The following is a 16,133-nucleotide window of genomic DNA, read 5'->3' on the forward strand; positions in this document are numbered from 1 at the left end:
CACTTAATTAATTATCTGGATTCATTATTCGTTGAACCTGTAGCCATAATTATAGCCTAGGTATCAAAAAAGGTGGGTAAAATACCCACCTGATTTACTAACTATTTCAATGCGTCAATTAGCTGAGATTTTGCTGTTGATAAAGCCTCGGGTAATTTACTAGGGTCGCGTCCGCCAGCTTGGGCTAAATTCGGACGACCACCGCCGCCACCGCCGCATAATTTAGCGATCGCACCAATAAACTTACCAGCCTGCAACTTCTTATCCTTAACTACCACCGGACTAAAAGCCGCCACTAGGCTAACCTTACCATCACTTACAGACCCCAAAACCACCGCACTTTCGCCTAATTTCTGCTGTAAACGTTCCGCCGCCGTTTTCAGGGACTCTCCATCAACTCCGGGAAGTTCCGCCACCAGAATTGGCAAATCTCCCACCCTTTCAGCAGTAGATAATAATTGGTCAGATTGTGCTATAGCCAACTCAGCTTTCACAGCTTCCAACTGTTTCTGAGTCGTTTTTAATTCCGCTTGTAAATTAGTGAAGCGTTCTGGCAATTCCTCCGGTTTAGCTTTCAAGCGATCGCCTAATTCTTTAACCACCGCATCTCGGACATTCAAATAATCCAAAACCGACTGTCCCGCGACAGCTTCAATGCGCCGAATACCCGCCGCAATTCCGGTTTCCGAAACTATCTTAAATAATCCAATTTCCGCCGTATTAGTAACATGAGTTCCGCCGCACAACTCCATAGATACACCCGGGTAATCAACCACCCGCACCACCGCCGCATATTTTTCCCCAAACATAGCGATCGCCCCCTTATTTTTAGCCTCCTCTAAAGCCATTTGTGTCACCGTGGCTGGGTGTGCTTCAGCGATCCAACTATTCACCTGATTTTCCACCTGTTGTAACTCCTCAGTTGTCAAAGCACGAGGACAGTTAAAATCAAATCGTAGGCGGTCAAAAGCCACCAAAGAACCCGCCTGAGAAATACCCGGATCAACAATTAATTTTAGTGCCGCTTGCAATAAATGGGTAGCCGTATGATTAGCCTGCGCGCGACGACGACAAGCGCGGTCAATGCGTGCATTCACAGTAATTCCCGCAGTTAAAGTTCCCCTTTCCACCCTACCAAAGTGAATAAAAATATCCGAATCTTTTTTCACATCATCAACCCGGACAATCACATCAGAAGTAGTCAAATAACCGCGATCGCCAATTTGTCCCCCAGACTCCCCATAAAAAGGAGTTTGGTCAAGCACAATTTGCACCTCACTTCCCGCCACCGCTTCCGTCACCGATTTACCAGCAATTAAAACCGCTTCCACCGTCGCTTCAGAGTCCGGGAAATCATAGCCCAAAAATGTCGTTGGGTGGATCTGTTCTGCCAACTTATCCAAACTACCCTGAACAGTTAAATCAATAGTTTCATGGGCGGCTTGCGATCGCTTTCTTTGGGCAGACATTTCCGCCTCAAAACCATCCACATCAACAGTTAACCCATTTTCCTCAGCTATTTCCTGAGTTAATTCTAGGGGAAATCCATAGGTATCATAGAGAACAAAAGCATCCTGACCAGAAATTTGATCCGGCTGTTTTGCCAACAATTCAGCCAGCAGTTTTTCTCCTCTTTCCAAAGTCTCCAAAAACCGCGATTCTTCCCGTTGCAATTCCCCCTTAATCACCCTTTCCCGTTCGCGGGTATTCGGGTAAACATCTTCCGATAAACCAATCGCCGTTTCCGCCACCTTGGTAGTAAATTCTCCGGTGATACCAATCAAGCGCCCATGACGTACCACCCGGCGAATTAAGCGCCGCAGAATATAACCTCGCCCCACATTAGAAGCAGTCACCCCATCAGCAATCAGATGAACCACCGCCCGCAGATGGTCCCCTATCACCTTGAGAGAAACCTTAGTTTTATCATCACTTTTAGCGTAATCAATACCCGCCAGATCCGCCGCCGTTTTAATAATCGGGAAAATCAGATCAGTTTCATAGTTGTTCGGCACACATTGCAGAATTTGCGCCATTCTTTCCAACCCCATACCCGTGTCAATATTCTGATTTTGTAAAGGGGTCAGGTTGCCATCAGCATCCCGGTTATATTGCATAAAAACCAGGTTGTAAAATTCAATAAATCGGCTATCATCTTCCAAGTCGATATTGTCATCCCCCTTTTCTGGGTGGAAATCATAATAAATCTCCGAACAGGGGCCACAGGGTCCCGTCGGTCCAGATTTCCAGAAGTTATCTTCTTCACCCATACGTTGAATGCGGTGGGGGGGGATACCAATTTGATCTCGCCAAATCGCAAAGGCTTCGTCGTCCTCCTCAAATACACTAACAATTAAACGTTCTGGCGGCAGTCCGAATACCTCGGTAGAAATTTCCCAACCCCAAGCGATCGCTTGTTCTTTAAAATAGTCTCCAAAGCTAAAATTACCCAACATCTCAAAAAAAGTATGATGGCGGGCGGTGCGTCCTACATTTTCGATATCATTGGTGCGGATACATTTCTGGGACGTAGTGGCGCGGTTAACTTCCCGGGGTCGCTGTCCTAGAAATATGGGTTTAAACTGTAGCATTCCCGCGATAGTTAGCAGGACGGTAGGATCTTCTGGGACCAAAGAAGCGCTAGGCATAATTTTATGCTGACGTTCGGCGTAGAAATTGAGGAATTTCTGACGAATTTCGCTCCCGCTGAGGAATTGTGGTGAATAGGACATAATCAATTAACAATTTGGAACTCTAAAATCTCAGGATCAATGAAGGATCGAGTTTTCAATCTCATCACCTCTATTTGCATTGTCGCACTCGCAGCTTTAGGCGGCGGTTTGGCGGGGATCTTGTTTCGGGTGTCCGTGGTAGTTCCGGTGAAAAGCCAGGTAACTACCCAATTACTAGCCTGGAAGTCCCCTAAAAACCCCCTATTGGCTGCTCTGAAAGCCCAAAGGGAACATTCAGTCGCCATTCAACCGGGGGAAGTGCGACCTCTCCCCGGCGCTTTGGACGATATCCCAATGTTTAATAGTAACAGCCCGGAGTGGGTGAAGCAGGAGGGAATTTTGCTATCCACATTTCCCCCTCATGGTAAGGCTGTCCCAGAAGCCCATCTTGATTATCCTCTGGGGGGTGAGTTTGAATTGTTCGCCCATCACTTCGTACATACGCCACCAGAGTCCAAAACCCTCTATATAGGTATTTTGGTCTACAACCCCCATAACGAGCCTGTGAGGCTGCATATTCCGGCGGTGGCGAGTTATTTGTTGGAACCTGATGCCCCTTTTCAGGAGAAACCGCCCATGGCTGATAATTCCCTGGGAAATGTCTATTCAGGACCCGGTATTCGCGCCGTTGATGCGGTGATGCGGGGAACCCGACTAGCCGATTTTCCCTCTCAGTTAGAAATTCCCCCCGGCGAAATGCGGATGTTGTTAAATCATCCAATTCCGGTTAAAGGCTTGGAACGTCCGGTCAATGGGCGATCGACTTTTATGCGCCTCAATTGTACCACCAGTGGCACTGTTCCCACTCCTTCTCATCTGTATGTGGCAAGTTTGGCAATGTATGCCAAGATTTCCCCTGATGGTAAGGAGCGATCGCCAGAATTACAAGAATGGCAAAATCTCCTGTATAATGGCAGTTTAGCACAGCCTCGCGATCGCTTACCAACTCCACCCGAACAAACTACTGGTCAGTTAGTTTATAGTCGAGTCGCTGGAGTACAAAAGGGTTCTAAATGGCAAGCCGATTTAGTTGATGAAGCCGCTAACTACCTAACTATTCCTGAAGCCGGAAAAGCCATTTCTTATGTGATTAGTACCATCCGAAGCGGCACCTTGGGAACCCGTCAAATTCAAGCCGCCGAATTAGCCGTTCGCTATCCTGATACTGCTTATCAATCCCATGGTAATTATGGCGTTCATTATGATCTAACTACTCCCCTGTTTAATCCTACAGATACTCAACAGGTAGTCACCATTACTTTAGAAACTCCTCAAAAGGAAGAAAACCTATCCCAAGGCGGGTTGATGTTCCGACAGCCTCCCTGGGATTTCCCCTATTTTCGCGGCACCGTCCGCCTACAATATCACGACGATCGCTCTGTGGAAAATACTAAATATCTGCATTTATGGCATCGTCGCGGACAAATTCTTGAACCCCTACTAACTCTCAAGCTGAAGCCACAAGAAACCCGTTTAGTTCGGTTAGATTTCCGCTATCCCCCAGATGCTACACCTCCCCAGGTGGTGACTATCAGAACCTTAAAATAGTCCCGTAAATCTCCGTTATTTAATCACCTGTAAATCCTCACCCATGAGACTTATCAAACTGCCCAAAAATCAACCGCACTATTAGGGCAAATCAATCATAATCACAAGTCATCAACCAAAACTCACCCTGCAACTTTTCCCCATATCCATCAACGACAGCTTATAATTGGCTATTGTCGTAATATCAACTTAACCGTCAAATCAGACCTATAGCATATCACTGTTAACATGAGAGCAAATCTAATTTTCGCCCATCTCAACCATAGCGCCGATTTGGTGAATCTGCTTACAGCCGATCCGAATTTAACTACAATTCTGGTAGGGGTAGCCATTGCCTTTGGTCTAGGTGCAATTCATGCCCTATCCCCAGGACATGGTAAAACCCTAGTAAGTGCCTATTTAATCGGCAGTAAGGGAACCCCACAACAAGCCATTTTACTAGGAGTCACCACCACAGCCACCCATACCCTCAGTGTTTTTGTCTTAGGTGCGATCGCCCTATTTGCTTCCCAATATATCTTACCAGAACAATTGTATCCCCTACTGAGTGGTTTCAGTGGATTCGCCATTTGTCTCATTGGCTTAGACCTACTCAGAAAAAGATTAAATTCCCACAGCCACAGCCACAGTCACAGTCACAGCCACAGCCACAGCCACAGCCACAGCCACAGCCACGGTCACAGCCACGGTCACAGTCACAGCCACAGCCACAGTCACAGCCACAGCCACACCTCAAGTAGTGTATCATCTCTGATTAAATTAGGGATTGCTGGCGGGTTAGTTCCTTGCCCTACAGCACTTGTTCTGTTATTAAGTGCAGTAGCCCTACACCAGATCGTCTATGGATTATTTCTAGTGGGCAGTTTTAGTTTAGGGTTAGCATTAGTCCTAGTCAGTTTAGGCTTAGTAGCCGTTTATGCTGGTCAGTGGCTGGAAAAGTTCCCAGAAAATCAGATGATTTTGCAGAAGTTATCTATTGTAAGTGCCTTCTTTGTCGTTTTGATTGGCATGGGTTTAACATTTATCTCAGCCCACTCTTTCGCCTAAAACGACCGATATCAGTAGTGCCAATTAGTCAATTTTAGTATTCTCCAAAGCCGATGAAATTTAAACAGTTTGTAGTAGCGATCGCCATTTTTATTAGTCTCCTAGGTTTTCCCGGAGATGCCTTAGCCCATAGTGTCCTCACCAACTATCATCTACAAGGGGAAGCCCTAGAAATCGAGGCCGTATTTAGTACCGGAGAACCCTTTTATAATGCCGATGTAGTCGTGCATCCTCCCGCCGATTCCAATTTACCCGAGACCAAAGGACTAACAGACGAAAACGGTTTATTTTTGTTTGAACCTGATTACTCAGTCATGGGTAGTTGGGCTGTAGAAATTGGCGAAGGTAGCCACTGGGATAAGTTGATGATTCCCATCAGCGATCGCATTATTGACTTAAATGCTATCAGCCAAGTTCATTATCATTCCCCCCAACGCCATCACCATTTTGGTGATCAAATCATTGTCGCAGAAATTGCCCTTTGTTTCGGACTTTTCGGGCATTTTATGAAAAACAAAATCCGCTTTTAACCCCCAGCTACCCTAGTTCCCGTAGGGTGCGTCAGACACCGAGAATTATCCTGAACACCCGATAATTGATTGAAGGTGCGTCAGCCGATAGTTATTCGGTGAGGATTTATATAGCCGGGTTTGGACGCACCCTACCCAAATCATGATTAGAGAATTATCCTGAACACCCGATAATTGATTGAAGGTGCGTCAGCCGATAGTTATTCGGTGAGGATTTATATAGCCGGGTTTGGACGCACCCTACCCAAATCGTTAAATGGTAAATTAACCGACCACAAAATTGACTAACTTACCAGGTACAACAATCACCTTGCGTAGTTGCTTACCCTCCAGGTGTCGTTGAGCAATTTCTGAGTCTTTGGCTAGTTGTTCCAAAGTAGACTTATCCGCCCCACTAGCCACCTGAATAGTGCCGCGAGTTTTACCATTGATTTGAATTACTAAGGTGATTTCATCCACCACTAAAGCACTGGGGTCAAATGTCGGCCAAGACTGTAGATGAACTGAATCACTATGACCAATTTGATGCCACAAATCCTCAGTAATATGGGGACTAAAAGGAGCCAGAAGTTTTAACAGAGTCTCGATTCCTTCCTGATAAATGGGGGAGTCTTGAATTTTGCTGTTATCAGATAGGGCGTTACTCAATTTCATCATTTCCGATACGGCTGTATTAAATTGGTAATCCCCCTCTAAATCCTCGGTAACTTCTTTAATAGCATTATGGATAGCGCGGCGCAGGTCTTTTTCGGCTTTATTCAGATTCCCAGTAGTTGATTTGGTACTACTAACCGAGTGATTAGCCGCAAATTCGGTAACTAACCGCCATACCCGATTCAGGAATCTAAATTGTCCTTCGACATCAGCATCATCCCATTCTAAATCCTTTTCTGGGGGTGCTTTAAAGAGGATAAACATACGGGCGGTGTCTGCGCCATATTTTTCCATTACCAATAATGGATCAACTCCATTATATTTGGATTTCGACATTTTCTCAAAGAAAACCTGCAAGCGATCGCCTGTTTCCGGGTCTTTGGGTTCATTGGTGTTAACTAGATTCGGGGGGATATATTTACCAGTTTTCGGGTTTTTGTAAGTAATCCCCTGCACCATCCCCTGGGTTAATAACCGCTGGAAAGGTTCATCAAACTTTAATAAATTGCGATCGCGTAGTACCTTAGTAAAAAAGCGAGAATACAACAAATGTAGAATCGCGTGTTCAATCCCCCCCACATACTGATCAACAGGCATCCAATCATTAGTCTGAGCCACATCAAAAACCTGGTCAGCATTTTTAGCATCAGGATAGCGCAGGAAATACCAGGAAGAATCAATAAACGTATCCATAGTGTCAGTTTCCCGCTTGGCTGGCGTGCCACAACTAGGACAGGGAACATTAACCCAATCTTCCAAAGTTGCCAACGGAGACGGACCACGGCCGCTAAATTCCACATTTTGCGGCAATTTCACAGGTAAATCCCCATCAGGAACCGGAACCGCCCCACAGTCAGGACAATGAATAATCGGAATGGGACAACCCCAATAGCGTTGACGAGAAATCAACCAATCCCGGAGGCGATATTGAACCCTTCCTTCCCCATAGCCTTCATCTTCCGCATACTCAATCACCGCCTGTTTACCGTGGCTAGAGTGTTCGCCGCTAAAAGGTCCTGAGTCTACCATAATTCCCGGTTCCGTGTAGGCTTGCTTCACCTCATCATCCGGGTCATTATCGTTATCAGCATCATCAGGAACAATCACCTGGCGAATGGGTAAATTGTATTGAGTAGCAAAGGCAAAATCTCTGACATCATGGGCGGGAACCCCCATCACCGCGCCAGTTCCGTATTCATAGAGGACATAATCCGCAATCCAAATAGGAACCTCTTTTTTAGTAAAAGGATTGATAGCTTTTCCACCCGTGGGAATGCCGCGCTTGGGTTTATCCTCAGCGGTGCGTTCCATTTCGCTTTCAGCCGTCACTTGTTTAATAAAGGCTTCTACCTCAGCTTTGCGGTCTTTTGTGGTAACTTGGGCGACTAAGGGATGTTCTGGGGCGAGAACAACGTAAGTCACCCCATAGACCGTATCAGGACGGGTGGTAAACACAGAGATTTGATCATCAACTCCCACAATGGGGAAATCTAAACGCGCCCCCACAGATTTACCAATCCAGTTAGCCTGCATTAGTTTCACTCGTTCTGGCCAACCGGGGAGTTTTTCCAGGTCATTGAGGAGTTCTTCGGCGTAGTCGGTAATTTTGAGGAACCACTGGCGCAATAATTTCCGTTCTACTATGGCACCAGAACGCCAGGAACGCCCCTCATTATCTACTTGTTCGTTAGCTAATACGGTTTGGTCGATGGGGTCCCAGTTAACCGCCGATTCTTTTTGGTAGGCGAGTCCGGCTTGGAAAAATTGCAGAAAAATCCACTGAGTCCAGCGATAATATTCCGGCGAACAGGTGGTTACTTCAGCATCCCAATCAATGGAAAATCCCAGCCGTTGGAGTTGTTCGCGCATTTGGGCGATGTTTTGATAAGTCCAGGTTTGGGGAGGGATACCGCGATCAATGGCTGCATTTTCGGCTGGTAGTCCAAAGGCATCCCATCCCATGGGGTGTAGGACGCGATATCCTTGCATCCGCTTCAGTCGCGCGATTACATCGGTGATGGTGTAATTACGCACATGACCCATGTGCAGGCTTCCCGATGGGTAGGGAAACATGGATAGGGCATAAAATTTGGGTTTATTGGGGTCTTGATGGGTTTGGTACAACCCCTGTTCAGCCCATGTGTTTTGCCACTTCTGTTCGATGGATGCAGGATTATATCGGGACTCCACAGTTTAACTCCGCGCTGTTGATGATCATAGAACTCTCTGGGATTATTTTTGCACATTGAGGGCTAGATGGCATCTGTGAAATGCAGTTAGAGGAAATACCCCAGGGAGCGGTTATTATTATCCCGGTTGAATGGATAAAAATTCAATGGTGGGAATCAGGGGGTCTTTGACCATCCCCAAGCCAGAAAATCCCCAACGTTGAACAATGCTTTGGATTTGAGAACCTGAGATAGATTCAACGGTAAAGCGATCGCTAACTTCTGCGCCATGTTGGTTCAGGTAGCTAAGGGCTTCAAAATGTTCGGCAAATAGCAGCACATAGCTTTCGGGTAAATCCGGGTTAGGATGAGCGGCTACATATTGACCATCTTTTTGAGAGCAGAGTAAATAATAAACTTGGGAAAACATTTGTCAATTATCCATTATCTTGATGAGAAAACACCTTTGGGGTAAGCGATACGTTTATGGTTAACTTGTTCCCAGACCCGGACGAAAATTTCGGCAATTTTTGCCATTTCTTCCCGTGTTAATCCCGAATCTACTAATTGATTATCTTGCCACCGAGCGCGCAGAATTTTATTAACCATTTGTAAGGCTTCTTCGTGGGTGGCATCTTTAAGCGATCGCAATGCCGCCTCACAGGAATCTGCTAACATGACAATACCAGTTTCCTTAGATTGGGGGATAGGTCCATCATAGCGGAAATCTTCTTCCTTAACTACAATGCTATTATCTTCTTTGGCTTTTTGTTGGGCTGCATAGTAAAAATAAGCAATCAACATTTGTCCCTGATGTTCGGGGATAAAAGCCTGAATAGCTTTAGGTAAGCGACATTTACGAGCCATAACTAAACCCTCGCTGACGTGCTTTTTAATAATGCGAGCGCTTTCTGTGGGGTCGTCAATTTCATCATGTTTATTCGGACCACCCATCTGATTTTCAATAAATCCTAGGGGGTCGTGCATTTTACCAATATCATGGTAAAGGGTTCCCGTCCGTACCAGTTCCACATTACAGCCTAGGTGACTGGCGGCGGCTTCTGCTAAACTAGCCACAAACATGGTATGCTGAAAAGTGCCAGGAGCTTCTGTGGCTAATCTTTTCAGTAGGGGGCGATTCGGATTAGCTAATTCTGCTAGTCGTATGGGTGTAATTAGGTCAAAAACGTGCTCTAAATAGGGGCTTAATCCTAAAGCGACAATACTCCAAGCCAAACCTTCCAAAACTTTGAGAGTGACCGCCCCCAGCAGCACATGAAAAATCACCGTAGCCGTAGAACTTACCATCAGGGTAGCGATTAAATAAACTAGCCCTTGAGTTATACCTACCGCCCCACCTAGGAGGGCTAATTCTTCACGCGATCGCAACTTTCCAGCCATTAAACTACCCACCAGACCACCAGCGGCACTAGCCACCAGGGAAATGGTCTCAATTTCCATACCAATGGGAAGCATTATTGATAGGAGAGTTACCACAGTCACACCGACTGCAGAGCCATAAAAACTCCCGATTAATAACCCCACCGCTGGCAAATTCGTAGCTGGTATTTTTAACAGTAATAACACCGGAGTGCTGAGACTTAGTATCAATAAGAGAATATAATCTCGTCGTCGCAAACCCGGACGGAATTTTCTTTGTACTACAAGCACAATCACAATCGAGACTGTCACTAAGCAGACAAACCCCATTAAGCCTCTCCAATTAATCCCCCGTTCACTCTTCCCAAAATAGTCAAGGATGACAAATTCTCGCTGAGTGATCGTCTCACCTTCTTGGATAATCACATCACCTTGATTGACATTCACCATCACAGTTTCAACTTTTTGGGCAGCTAATTCAGCTCGTCGTCGGGTAGCTACGGGATCTTTAATCAAATTAGGTCGGAGATATCTGGTTAAAACTGTATTAGCAAAGCCTTGGGATTCTGGGGGAATTACACCGTTAATATGGAGACTGGCAGCTTGTCTGATAATGTCATTAGGTAAACCTAGAGCGATACCTTGGGATAGCATTTGTCTAGCTATCTGTAAAATGCTAAATTGGGTCTCTTGCCATAGTTGATCAGACCAGTTTAATACAGTGCTATCATATAGCTCTCTAGCTTCTGAGGTCTGTTGTTCGGAGAGTAAATCAACCGCTTGGGCATAGCTGCGACGAGCATTTGAGATTTCCGAGATTAAATCTGAAAAAACTTCCTCGTCAACTCGGTTGCGGTATTGAGACAGTTGTAAATAAGCCTTACGTTGCTGTCTTTCCTGCTCCAATTTACTCTTAAACTTTTGGATATTAGATTTATCGACCGTGACGGTTTCCGGTTCGTCGGTGGTTTCTAAACTAGGGGTCTGATTAACTTTGGTAATCAACTCTTGCCATTGTCGTTGTGGTAGCTGGCGAATATGGCTCTGGACATCTGTGGAGACAATGCCAGTGTTAACATAGGGAAGGGGTCCAGCTAATTCTCGAATGGTGTTAATTTGATCAAATACTGATTCCAGGTTTTGCAGAATTTCCCGGTCAATAGTCGGATCGATAACCAGAACGGATATCTCCCCCATCTGAGCGGCTCGGCGCTTTTCTTCGGTGGTTTTTATGTCTTCAATAGTAGCATCAGCCGGAGCGATAAAGGATTCGGGAGCATATCTGCCGACTGATAATCTGGGTTGGTTATAAAAGCGAACCCCCATGACACCTGTGAGGGTGCTAATTGCTATTACCCACAGGAGGGGATAACCGATTTGAGACGATCGCCTTTTCCGGGTCGGGGAACCGTTACCGTTTCCCGCCGGAGTTTCTGAGTTCTTCAATGCGATCGCACTAGATTTTTGCTTATTTGTACCCTGATTTACCACTTCAGCCGTCCCTCCTCGCGATGATAAATGGCGAGTATGACTCCGAAGCCTTTCAATCTGTCGGGTGATTGACTCAAACCTATCCATACAAACCTATCCGGCACAATTTAAATTTAACCTAAATCCCCGGCGCGATATTCCTCAATTGGGATGAGTCATATTTCCGCACCAGTAGTTATTTAGGTCCTAGACCCCTCGAATCCGCCCCTTTTCTGCCTAGCGGCGGGCAGTATTTGTTATTTTAACTTGTGTTTTGTTCGGACGGGTATAAGTCCCGCGAACCACCCCCTTTTTTGAGTGTCGGGATACATAGATTGGCGGCGGGAATTGAGGGGCGACTTGCCCGGAAAATCGACAATCACCTATCCTCTGATGGTATTATAGTGCTAATGGTGCGATCGAGTTTATTCACAAGGGAGTCAAAGCCAGAATCTATCCGCCGGGAACCCCCGCCTTGAGACCATAGCCACCCCCCAAACCTCCTAAGAAACCTTTACCACCCTCGCCGCCATCACGGATAGGAGTTTTTTATGAAACAATCAATCACCGTTCTCTTTTGTAGTATAAGTCTGCTTTTTGGCAGTCAATTGCCATCTTTTGCACAGTCTAATTCTTGTCGTAATGCAGTAATAAACGTTAGGACCACTATTCAAAATCGTCGGAATATCGTTGTTAACTTTGAAGTTAGGGACGTTAGAGAAAGGTGGCGGGCTTTTCCTTCCGGTCGATTGGCTCATCTAGTAGTTAAGTTAGGTGGATACCCCTTTCATCCACGACAATTTGAGTGGGCGGATGATATATTAAATTCTCCTCAAATGCTTAACTCTCTATCGCACCAAATAATCAGCAATTGTGGCGATGTCAGTGCTGTTACCTATGCCAAATATAGAACAGGTCTGAGTCGAACTTTTGGAATAGTCAATGGTTCTGTTCGGCAGTTTCAATGTATTGATCCGGGCAATGTTCTCAGGTGGGGACAACATATGTGCAGTGTGTAGAGTGTGGCTGGGGTAAAGTTACTCCCACGCCCTCAGCTTGGATGAGTTATGGGACGAAACCCAACACCCAGAAAAATCTCACCAGCGAAAAGGCTAAAGAAATGGCTGCCAGTAACGAGGACACCGCCGCCTAAAATTTGGGATATTTCTAGTTAATCTAACCATGGAATATGGCAGAATTTATGTTAATTGAAAAAATCATCCAAGAATTACAAGCTATTCCCGAAGACAAACTCACCGAAATTTATGACCTAATTCACTATTTCCGTTTGGGTTTAAATCCAGAAAAATCTGCCACTGTGACCGATAACGAAGCGGAACCGCGCCGCCCTGGTTTACTCACCGGAGAACTCTCAGACGCATTTTTTGAACCTTTACCAGAAGAAGAATTGCAGCGATGGGAATAAGCTATCTCGTTGATACTCATATCCTCCTCTGGTGGCTTTTCAATGACCACAATTCGTAACCCCAACCATTACATTATGGTTAGCAGTCCCACCGTCTGGGAAATTGCCACCAAATATCGGATCGGCAAACTTCCAGAAGCAAAACCCCTGATCTAAGACTATGGAGAATAATGCGATCGCCTTTCGATCGCTAGATAACCCCCGCCATATTGTGGACCTGTTAAATTAAAGCACTGTCCAGGGCGCATGGATCAACCCCAGACCAAATTTTAAATAATTTTTCTCCTAGGTCAAGCATAGAGATTTCCGCTGGGGGGTAGGGAGTTTGATGGTTGATTCTCCAACCGACAGGAATGCCTAACAGAGTATTATAGGCTCCCGATAATATACCACTGATGATGGTTGTCAGTGCAGACCTTGAATTAACTTGGGATGAACGCTTTAGGGTTAATAGGGGTTGCTCAGGTGTACTCAGAAAACAGTACAATCCTAGGGCTAGGCTGGAATGAGGAAAACTCGACAAATGCGCCTGTGTTTGTATCAGCGTCATTGATTCAGCTAGGGCTATTTGCACCTGAGACAGTTGCTGCTCAACCCTGGTGTTGTTGGTGGATAGGTTTTCTAATATCCTCCGTATTATGGGGCGATTATCCCTTGCTGTTGCCATGATTTGGGCTATGATTTCACCCATCACTAACATTGTGGCTTCCCTTTCCAGACTGCCATCACTCTCAGACCATATTTCGGCTAATTGTTTTAATTGCTGTTGCTGGAGGGGTCGGTTTTCATGGAAAAATAGAGCTACAGGGAAGGCAATTAAAGCCGCTTCATCGGGGTTTGGTGGGCTATCTGGGGGGCGCTGGCAGCTTTTTTGCCAAATTTGACCCCAATGGTCTAAATCTAAGCCTTGATGCTCAATGAGACTGGCGGTGCAAGCCATAGTTAAACCCACCCAGTCCGGTTCGGGTGGGTGATGACTGAGATAACTACCGCAAGCCGCGCCTAGCAAAGCGCCTTGGAACTTTGCTAATAATGGGTGTTCCATGTGGAAGGTTTGGGTTTTAGGGCGATCGCAGATAGTTTACCAATGCTCTCAAACCTAAACAATAACTATCAGCCCCAAAACCGCTAATCTGACCGATCGCGATCGGGGCTATATAGGAATGATGCCTAAAGGGTTCGCGGGTGTAAATATTACTCAGGTGAACCTCAACAGTGGGAATTTTGACTGCTGATATAGCGTCCCTAATAGCAATACTGGTATGAGTATAGGCTCCTGCATTGATCAGCAAGCCATGATGGTGATCTAATGCCGAGTGAATGGCATCGACCAAGACTCCCTCGTGATTAGACTGCCTAGCCACAACCTCAGCCCCTAATGATGCTGCCTCCTGTGTTAGCAGTTGGTTAATGTCATCTAAAGTGGCTTTGCCATAGATACCCGGTTCCCGCTGACCTAAGAGGTTTAGGTTAGGACCATGCAGCACCAGAATACTTAACAATTTCTTAATACCTCAGCAGTTGACTTTAAACTGATTTACCACTATCTCTGGCGAGGAAAATCTCTTACTGGCACAGGAACTGGTTCCGCTTCCGGTTGTGCTTCTGGACCTAATAATGCTTCGATTAGATCCCGCGCCCATTCCCGGAGTTTCTCCAGTACCTTTTCAATGTATTCCATTGCAAAAATGGCTCCTTTTTACAAATTCGCAGGCTAATCTAACTCCAACCCGCAATTTCTTTGATTTTAGGGTAGTAGCAATTTCGGAACTGCTCCTACACGAAATGGGTAGACAGACTATTAGCCTTCAGTGCCTACTGTTAGCAAAACTGACATACCCTAAGATTAGCTAGTTGCCCAGCACTGATTTAATCATAACAAATCTTCATAGAATTTGGCAAGATGATCAGGTTAAAATTGGCGGCGGAGTAGGTCTAGGGCGCTACAGGCGCTGGCTCGTTGAATCCAGGAGCGTTCTCGCTGGTCCCCGAAACGAAATTCTTGGACGGTGGCGGTTCCGTCGGGTTGGGCTAGTCCGATGTATACTAATCCGACGGGTTTGCTGTCTGTACCTCCTGATGGTCCAGCAATTCCGGTTATGGATAGTCCCCAGTCGGTTTGGAGGAGCGATCGCACTCCCAGAGCCATTTGTTCCGCAACTGTAGCGGATACTGCCCCCAATTGCTCTAAGTCGGTGGCATTAACTCCCAGGAGTTGGTGTTTGATGCGGTTATCGTATGCGATAACTCCACCTAAGAAATATTGGGAACTGCCAGAAATTTCGGTAATCATTTTACCCAAACCGCCGCCGGTGCAGGATTCAGCTACACTCAGGGTCTGTTGTGTTTGTCGCAAATGCTGACCGACCACGGAGGCGAGGGTGTCATCATCCGCACCATAACAGTTTAATCCGGCAATTTGTCTTAATTGGGTTACGATTGGTTCAATAAGTGCGGCGGCGCGGGTGGCAGATTCGGCACAGGCGGAAATTCGCAGTTTGACTTCGCCATAATTAGCATAGGGGGCTACTGTGGGATTTTGTAGGTCTAGGAAGGGGGCTACTTGTTCGGCTAATGCTGATTCGGTAATCCCCCAAAATTTGAGGATGCGGCTGTAGATGGTCTGAGAACACCAGCCTTGTAGCCGTAGGTAGGGAATGGCGATTTCTACCCACATTCGTTTCATTTCGGCGGGAACTCCGGGGAATGTTAGGATGGTGAGGCGATCGCCTTTTGGTTGCCAAATAATCCCCGGAGCGCTACCAATAGGATTGTAGAGGATGTCTGCCCCTTGGGGAATTAGGGCTTGTTTGCGGTTACTGGGAGACATTTCTCGCCCACGGCTGGCGAATTTTTGGGCAATATCTTGGATGATTTCTGGTTTTTCAATCAGGGGGGTCTGGAAAAAGTCGGCAATGGTTTCTACCGTCAGGTCGTCGGGAGTCGGTCCCAAGCCTCCGGTAAAAATTAGGAGTTGTGATCTTTCCGAGGCGATCGCGATCGCTTTTTTGAGACGTTCTGGGTTATCTCCCACCACAGTTTGATAATAGTGAGGAATACCAAGTTCGGCTAATTGTTCTCCCAGAAATTGGGCATTAGTATTAGTAATGTTACCCAGGAGTAATTCTGTCCCCACACAAATAATTTCAGCCGTCATATATTTGATGATGAAAAATCG

At 46.0% G+C, this 16,133-nt stretch carries 13 protein-coding genes; 5 read left to right on the forward strand and 8 right to left on the reverse strand.

Going from position 1 to position 16,133, the window contains the following annotated elements; all coding sequences use genetic code 11:
* Nucleotides 1-101: 101 nt before the first annotated feature.
* Entirely contained in the window at nucleotides 102-2,732 is a 2,631-nt protein-coding gene (alaS, locus tag ACTIE0_RS00640; RefSeq protein WP_006668426.1) for an alanine--tRNA ligase, read from the reverse strand.
* Between the two features lie 39 nt (nucleotides 2,733-2,771).
* Here alaS and ACTIE0_RS00645 point away from each other — a divergent pair, with 39 nt between their 5' ends.
* The 3 genes from ACTIE0_RS00645 to ACTIE0_RS00655 all read left to right on the forward strand — a co-directional run bounded on the left by ACTIE0_RS00645 (nucleotide 2,772) and on the right by ACTIE0_RS00655 (nucleotide 5,857).
* Nucleotides 2,772-4,280, forward strand: a complete 1,509-nt coding sequence (locus ACTIE0_RS00645) for a DUF3370 domain-containing protein (RefSeq protein WP_006668425.1) — start codon at nucleotides 2,772-2,774, stop codon at nucleotides 4,278-4,280.
* A gap of 228 nt (nucleotides 4,281-4,508) precedes the next feature.
* Entirely contained in the window at nucleotides 4,509-5,327 is an 819-nt protein-coding gene (locus tag ACTIE0_RS00650; RefSeq protein ID WP_006668424.1) for a HoxN/HupN/NixA family nickel/cobalt transporter, read from the forward strand.
* Nucleotides 5,328-5,380: 53 nt separating this feature from the next.
* Nucleotides 5,381-5,857, forward strand: coding sequence for a hypothetical protein (locus tag ACTIE0_RS00655; protein WP_006668423.1), 477 nt, complete (start codon nucleotides 5,381-5,383; stop codon nucleotides 5,855-5,857).
* A gap of 264 nt (nucleotides 5,858-6,121) precedes the next feature.
* Here ACTIE0_RS00655 and leuS read toward each other — a convergent pair whose 3' ends face one another.
* From leuS to ACTIE0_RS00670, 3 genes are all read right to left on the reverse strand, one after another.
* Nucleotides 6,122-8,701: a leucine--tRNA ligase gene (leuS, locus tag ACTIE0_RS00660; RefSeq protein WP_006624300.1), complete on the reverse strand. Its 2,580-nt coding sequence runs from the start codon at nucleotides 8,699-8,701 to the stop codon at nucleotides 6,122-6,124.
* A gap of 117 nt (nucleotides 8,702-8,818) precedes the next feature.
* On the reverse strand, nucleotides 8,819-9,109 hold the full coding sequence (locus ACTIE0_RS00665; RefSeq protein ID WP_006624299.1) for a hypothetical protein: 291 nt from the start codon (nucleotides 9,107-9,109) through the stop codon (nucleotides 8,819-8,821).
* A gap of 14 nt (nucleotides 9,110-9,123) precedes the next feature.
* Nucleotides 9,124-11,637 carry an HD family phosphohydrolase gene (locus ACTIE0_RS00670; protein ID WP_006624298.1) on the reverse strand — a complete coding sequence of 838 codons (2,514 nt, stop codon included), beginning with the start codon at nucleotides 11,635-11,637 and terminating at the stop codon, nucleotides 9,124-9,126.
* A gap of 898 nt (nucleotides 11,638-12,535) precedes the next feature.
* Here ACTIE0_RS00670 and ACTIE0_RS00675 point away from each other — a divergent pair.
* Nucleotides 12,536-12,682: a hypothetical protein gene (locus tag ACTIE0_RS00675; protein ID WP_006624295.1), complete on the forward strand. Its 147-nt coding sequence runs from the start codon at nucleotides 12,536-12,538 to the stop codon at nucleotides 12,680-12,682.
* Between the two features lie 36 nt (nucleotides 12,683-12,718).
* Complete coding sequence (locus tag ACTIE0_RS00680; protein WP_006624294.1) at nucleotides 12,719-12,955, forward strand: hypothetical protein; 237 nt, start codon at nucleotides 12,719-12,721, stop codon at nucleotides 12,953-12,955.
* A 220-nt stretch (nucleotides 12,956-13,175) separates the two neighbouring features.
* Here the strand turns inward: ACTIE0_RS00680 and ACTIE0_RS00685 are convergent, their stop codons facing one another.
* From ACTIE0_RS00685 to ACTIE0_RS00700, 4 genes are all read right to left on the reverse strand, one after another.
* Nucleotides 13,176-14,000 carry an ADP-ribosylglycohydrolase family protein gene (locus tag ACTIE0_RS00685; protein ID WP_006668420.1) on the reverse strand — a complete coding sequence of 275 codons (825 nt, stop codon included), beginning with the start codon at nucleotides 13,998-14,000 and terminating at the stop codon, nucleotides 13,176-13,178.
* A gap of 16 nt (nucleotides 14,001-14,016) precedes the next feature.
* Entirely contained in the window at nucleotides 14,017-14,457 is a 441-nt protein-coding gene (gene aroQ / locus ACTIE0_RS00690) for a type II 3-dehydroquinate dehydratase (RefSeq protein WP_006624291.1), read from the reverse strand.
* A gap of 41 nt (nucleotides 14,458-14,498) precedes the next feature.
* Nucleotides 14,499-14,636: a hypothetical protein gene (locus tag ACTIE0_RS00695; protein ID WP_006624290.1), complete on the reverse strand. Its 138-nt coding sequence runs from the start codon at nucleotides 14,634-14,636 to the stop codon at nucleotides 14,499-14,501.
* A 231-nt stretch (nucleotides 14,637-14,867) separates the two neighbouring features.
* Complete coding sequence (locus ACTIE0_RS00700) at nucleotides 14,868-16,112, reverse strand: competence/damage-inducible protein A (protein ID WP_006668419.1); 1,245 nt, start codon at nucleotides 16,110-16,112, stop codon at nucleotides 14,868-14,870.
* Nucleotides 16,113-16,133 lie beyond the last annotated feature (21 nt).

The organism is Limnospira sp. (genome assembly GCF_051859755.1).
GTDB classification, from domain to species: Bacteria; Cyanobacteriota; Cyanobacteriia; order Cyanobacteriales; family Microcoleaceae; genus Limnospira; species Limnospira fusiformis.

Bases quoted from the DNA above. Each gene is read 5' to 3' on its own strand.
- alaS (WP_006668426.1), bottom strand. From the start codon at position 2,732: ATGTCCTATTCACCACAATTCCTCAGCGGGAGCGAAATTCGTCAGAAA.
- ACTIE0_RS00645 (WP_006668425.1), top strand. From the start codon at position 2,772: ATGAAGGATCGAGTTTTCAATCTCATCACCTCTATTTGCATTGTCGCA.
- ACTIE0_RS00650 (WP_006668424.1), top strand. From the start codon at position 4,509: ATGAGAGCAAATCTAATTTTCGCCCATCTCAACCATAGCGCCGATTTG.
- ACTIE0_RS00655 (WP_006668423.1), top strand. From the start codon at position 5,381: ATGAAATTTAAACAGTTTGTAGTAGCGATCGCCATTTTTATTAGTCTC.
- ACTIE0_RS00665 (WP_006624299.1), bottom strand. From the start codon at position 9,109: ATGTTTTCCCAAGTTTATTATTTACTCTGCTCTCAAAAAGATGGTCAA.
- ACTIE0_RS00670 (WP_006624298.1), bottom strand. From the start codon at position 11,637: ATGGATAGGTTTGAGTCAATCACCCGACAGATTGAAAGGCTTCGGAGT.
- ACTIE0_RS00680 (WP_006624294.1), top strand. From the start codon at position 12,719: ATGGCAGAATTTATGTTAATTGAAAAAATCATCCAAGAATTACAAGCT.
- ACTIE0_RS00685 (WP_006668420.1), bottom strand. From the start codon at position 14,000: ATGGAACACCCATTATTAGCAAAGTTCCAAGGCGCTTTGCTAGGCGCG.
- ACTIE0_RS00695 (WP_006624290.1), bottom strand. From the start codon at position 14,636: ATGGAATACATTGAAAAGGTACTGGAGAAACTCCGGGAATGGGCGCGG.
- ACTIE0_RS00700 (WP_006668419.1), bottom strand. From the start codon at position 16,112: ATGACGGCTGAAATTATTTGTGTGGGGACAGAATTACTCCTGGGTAAC.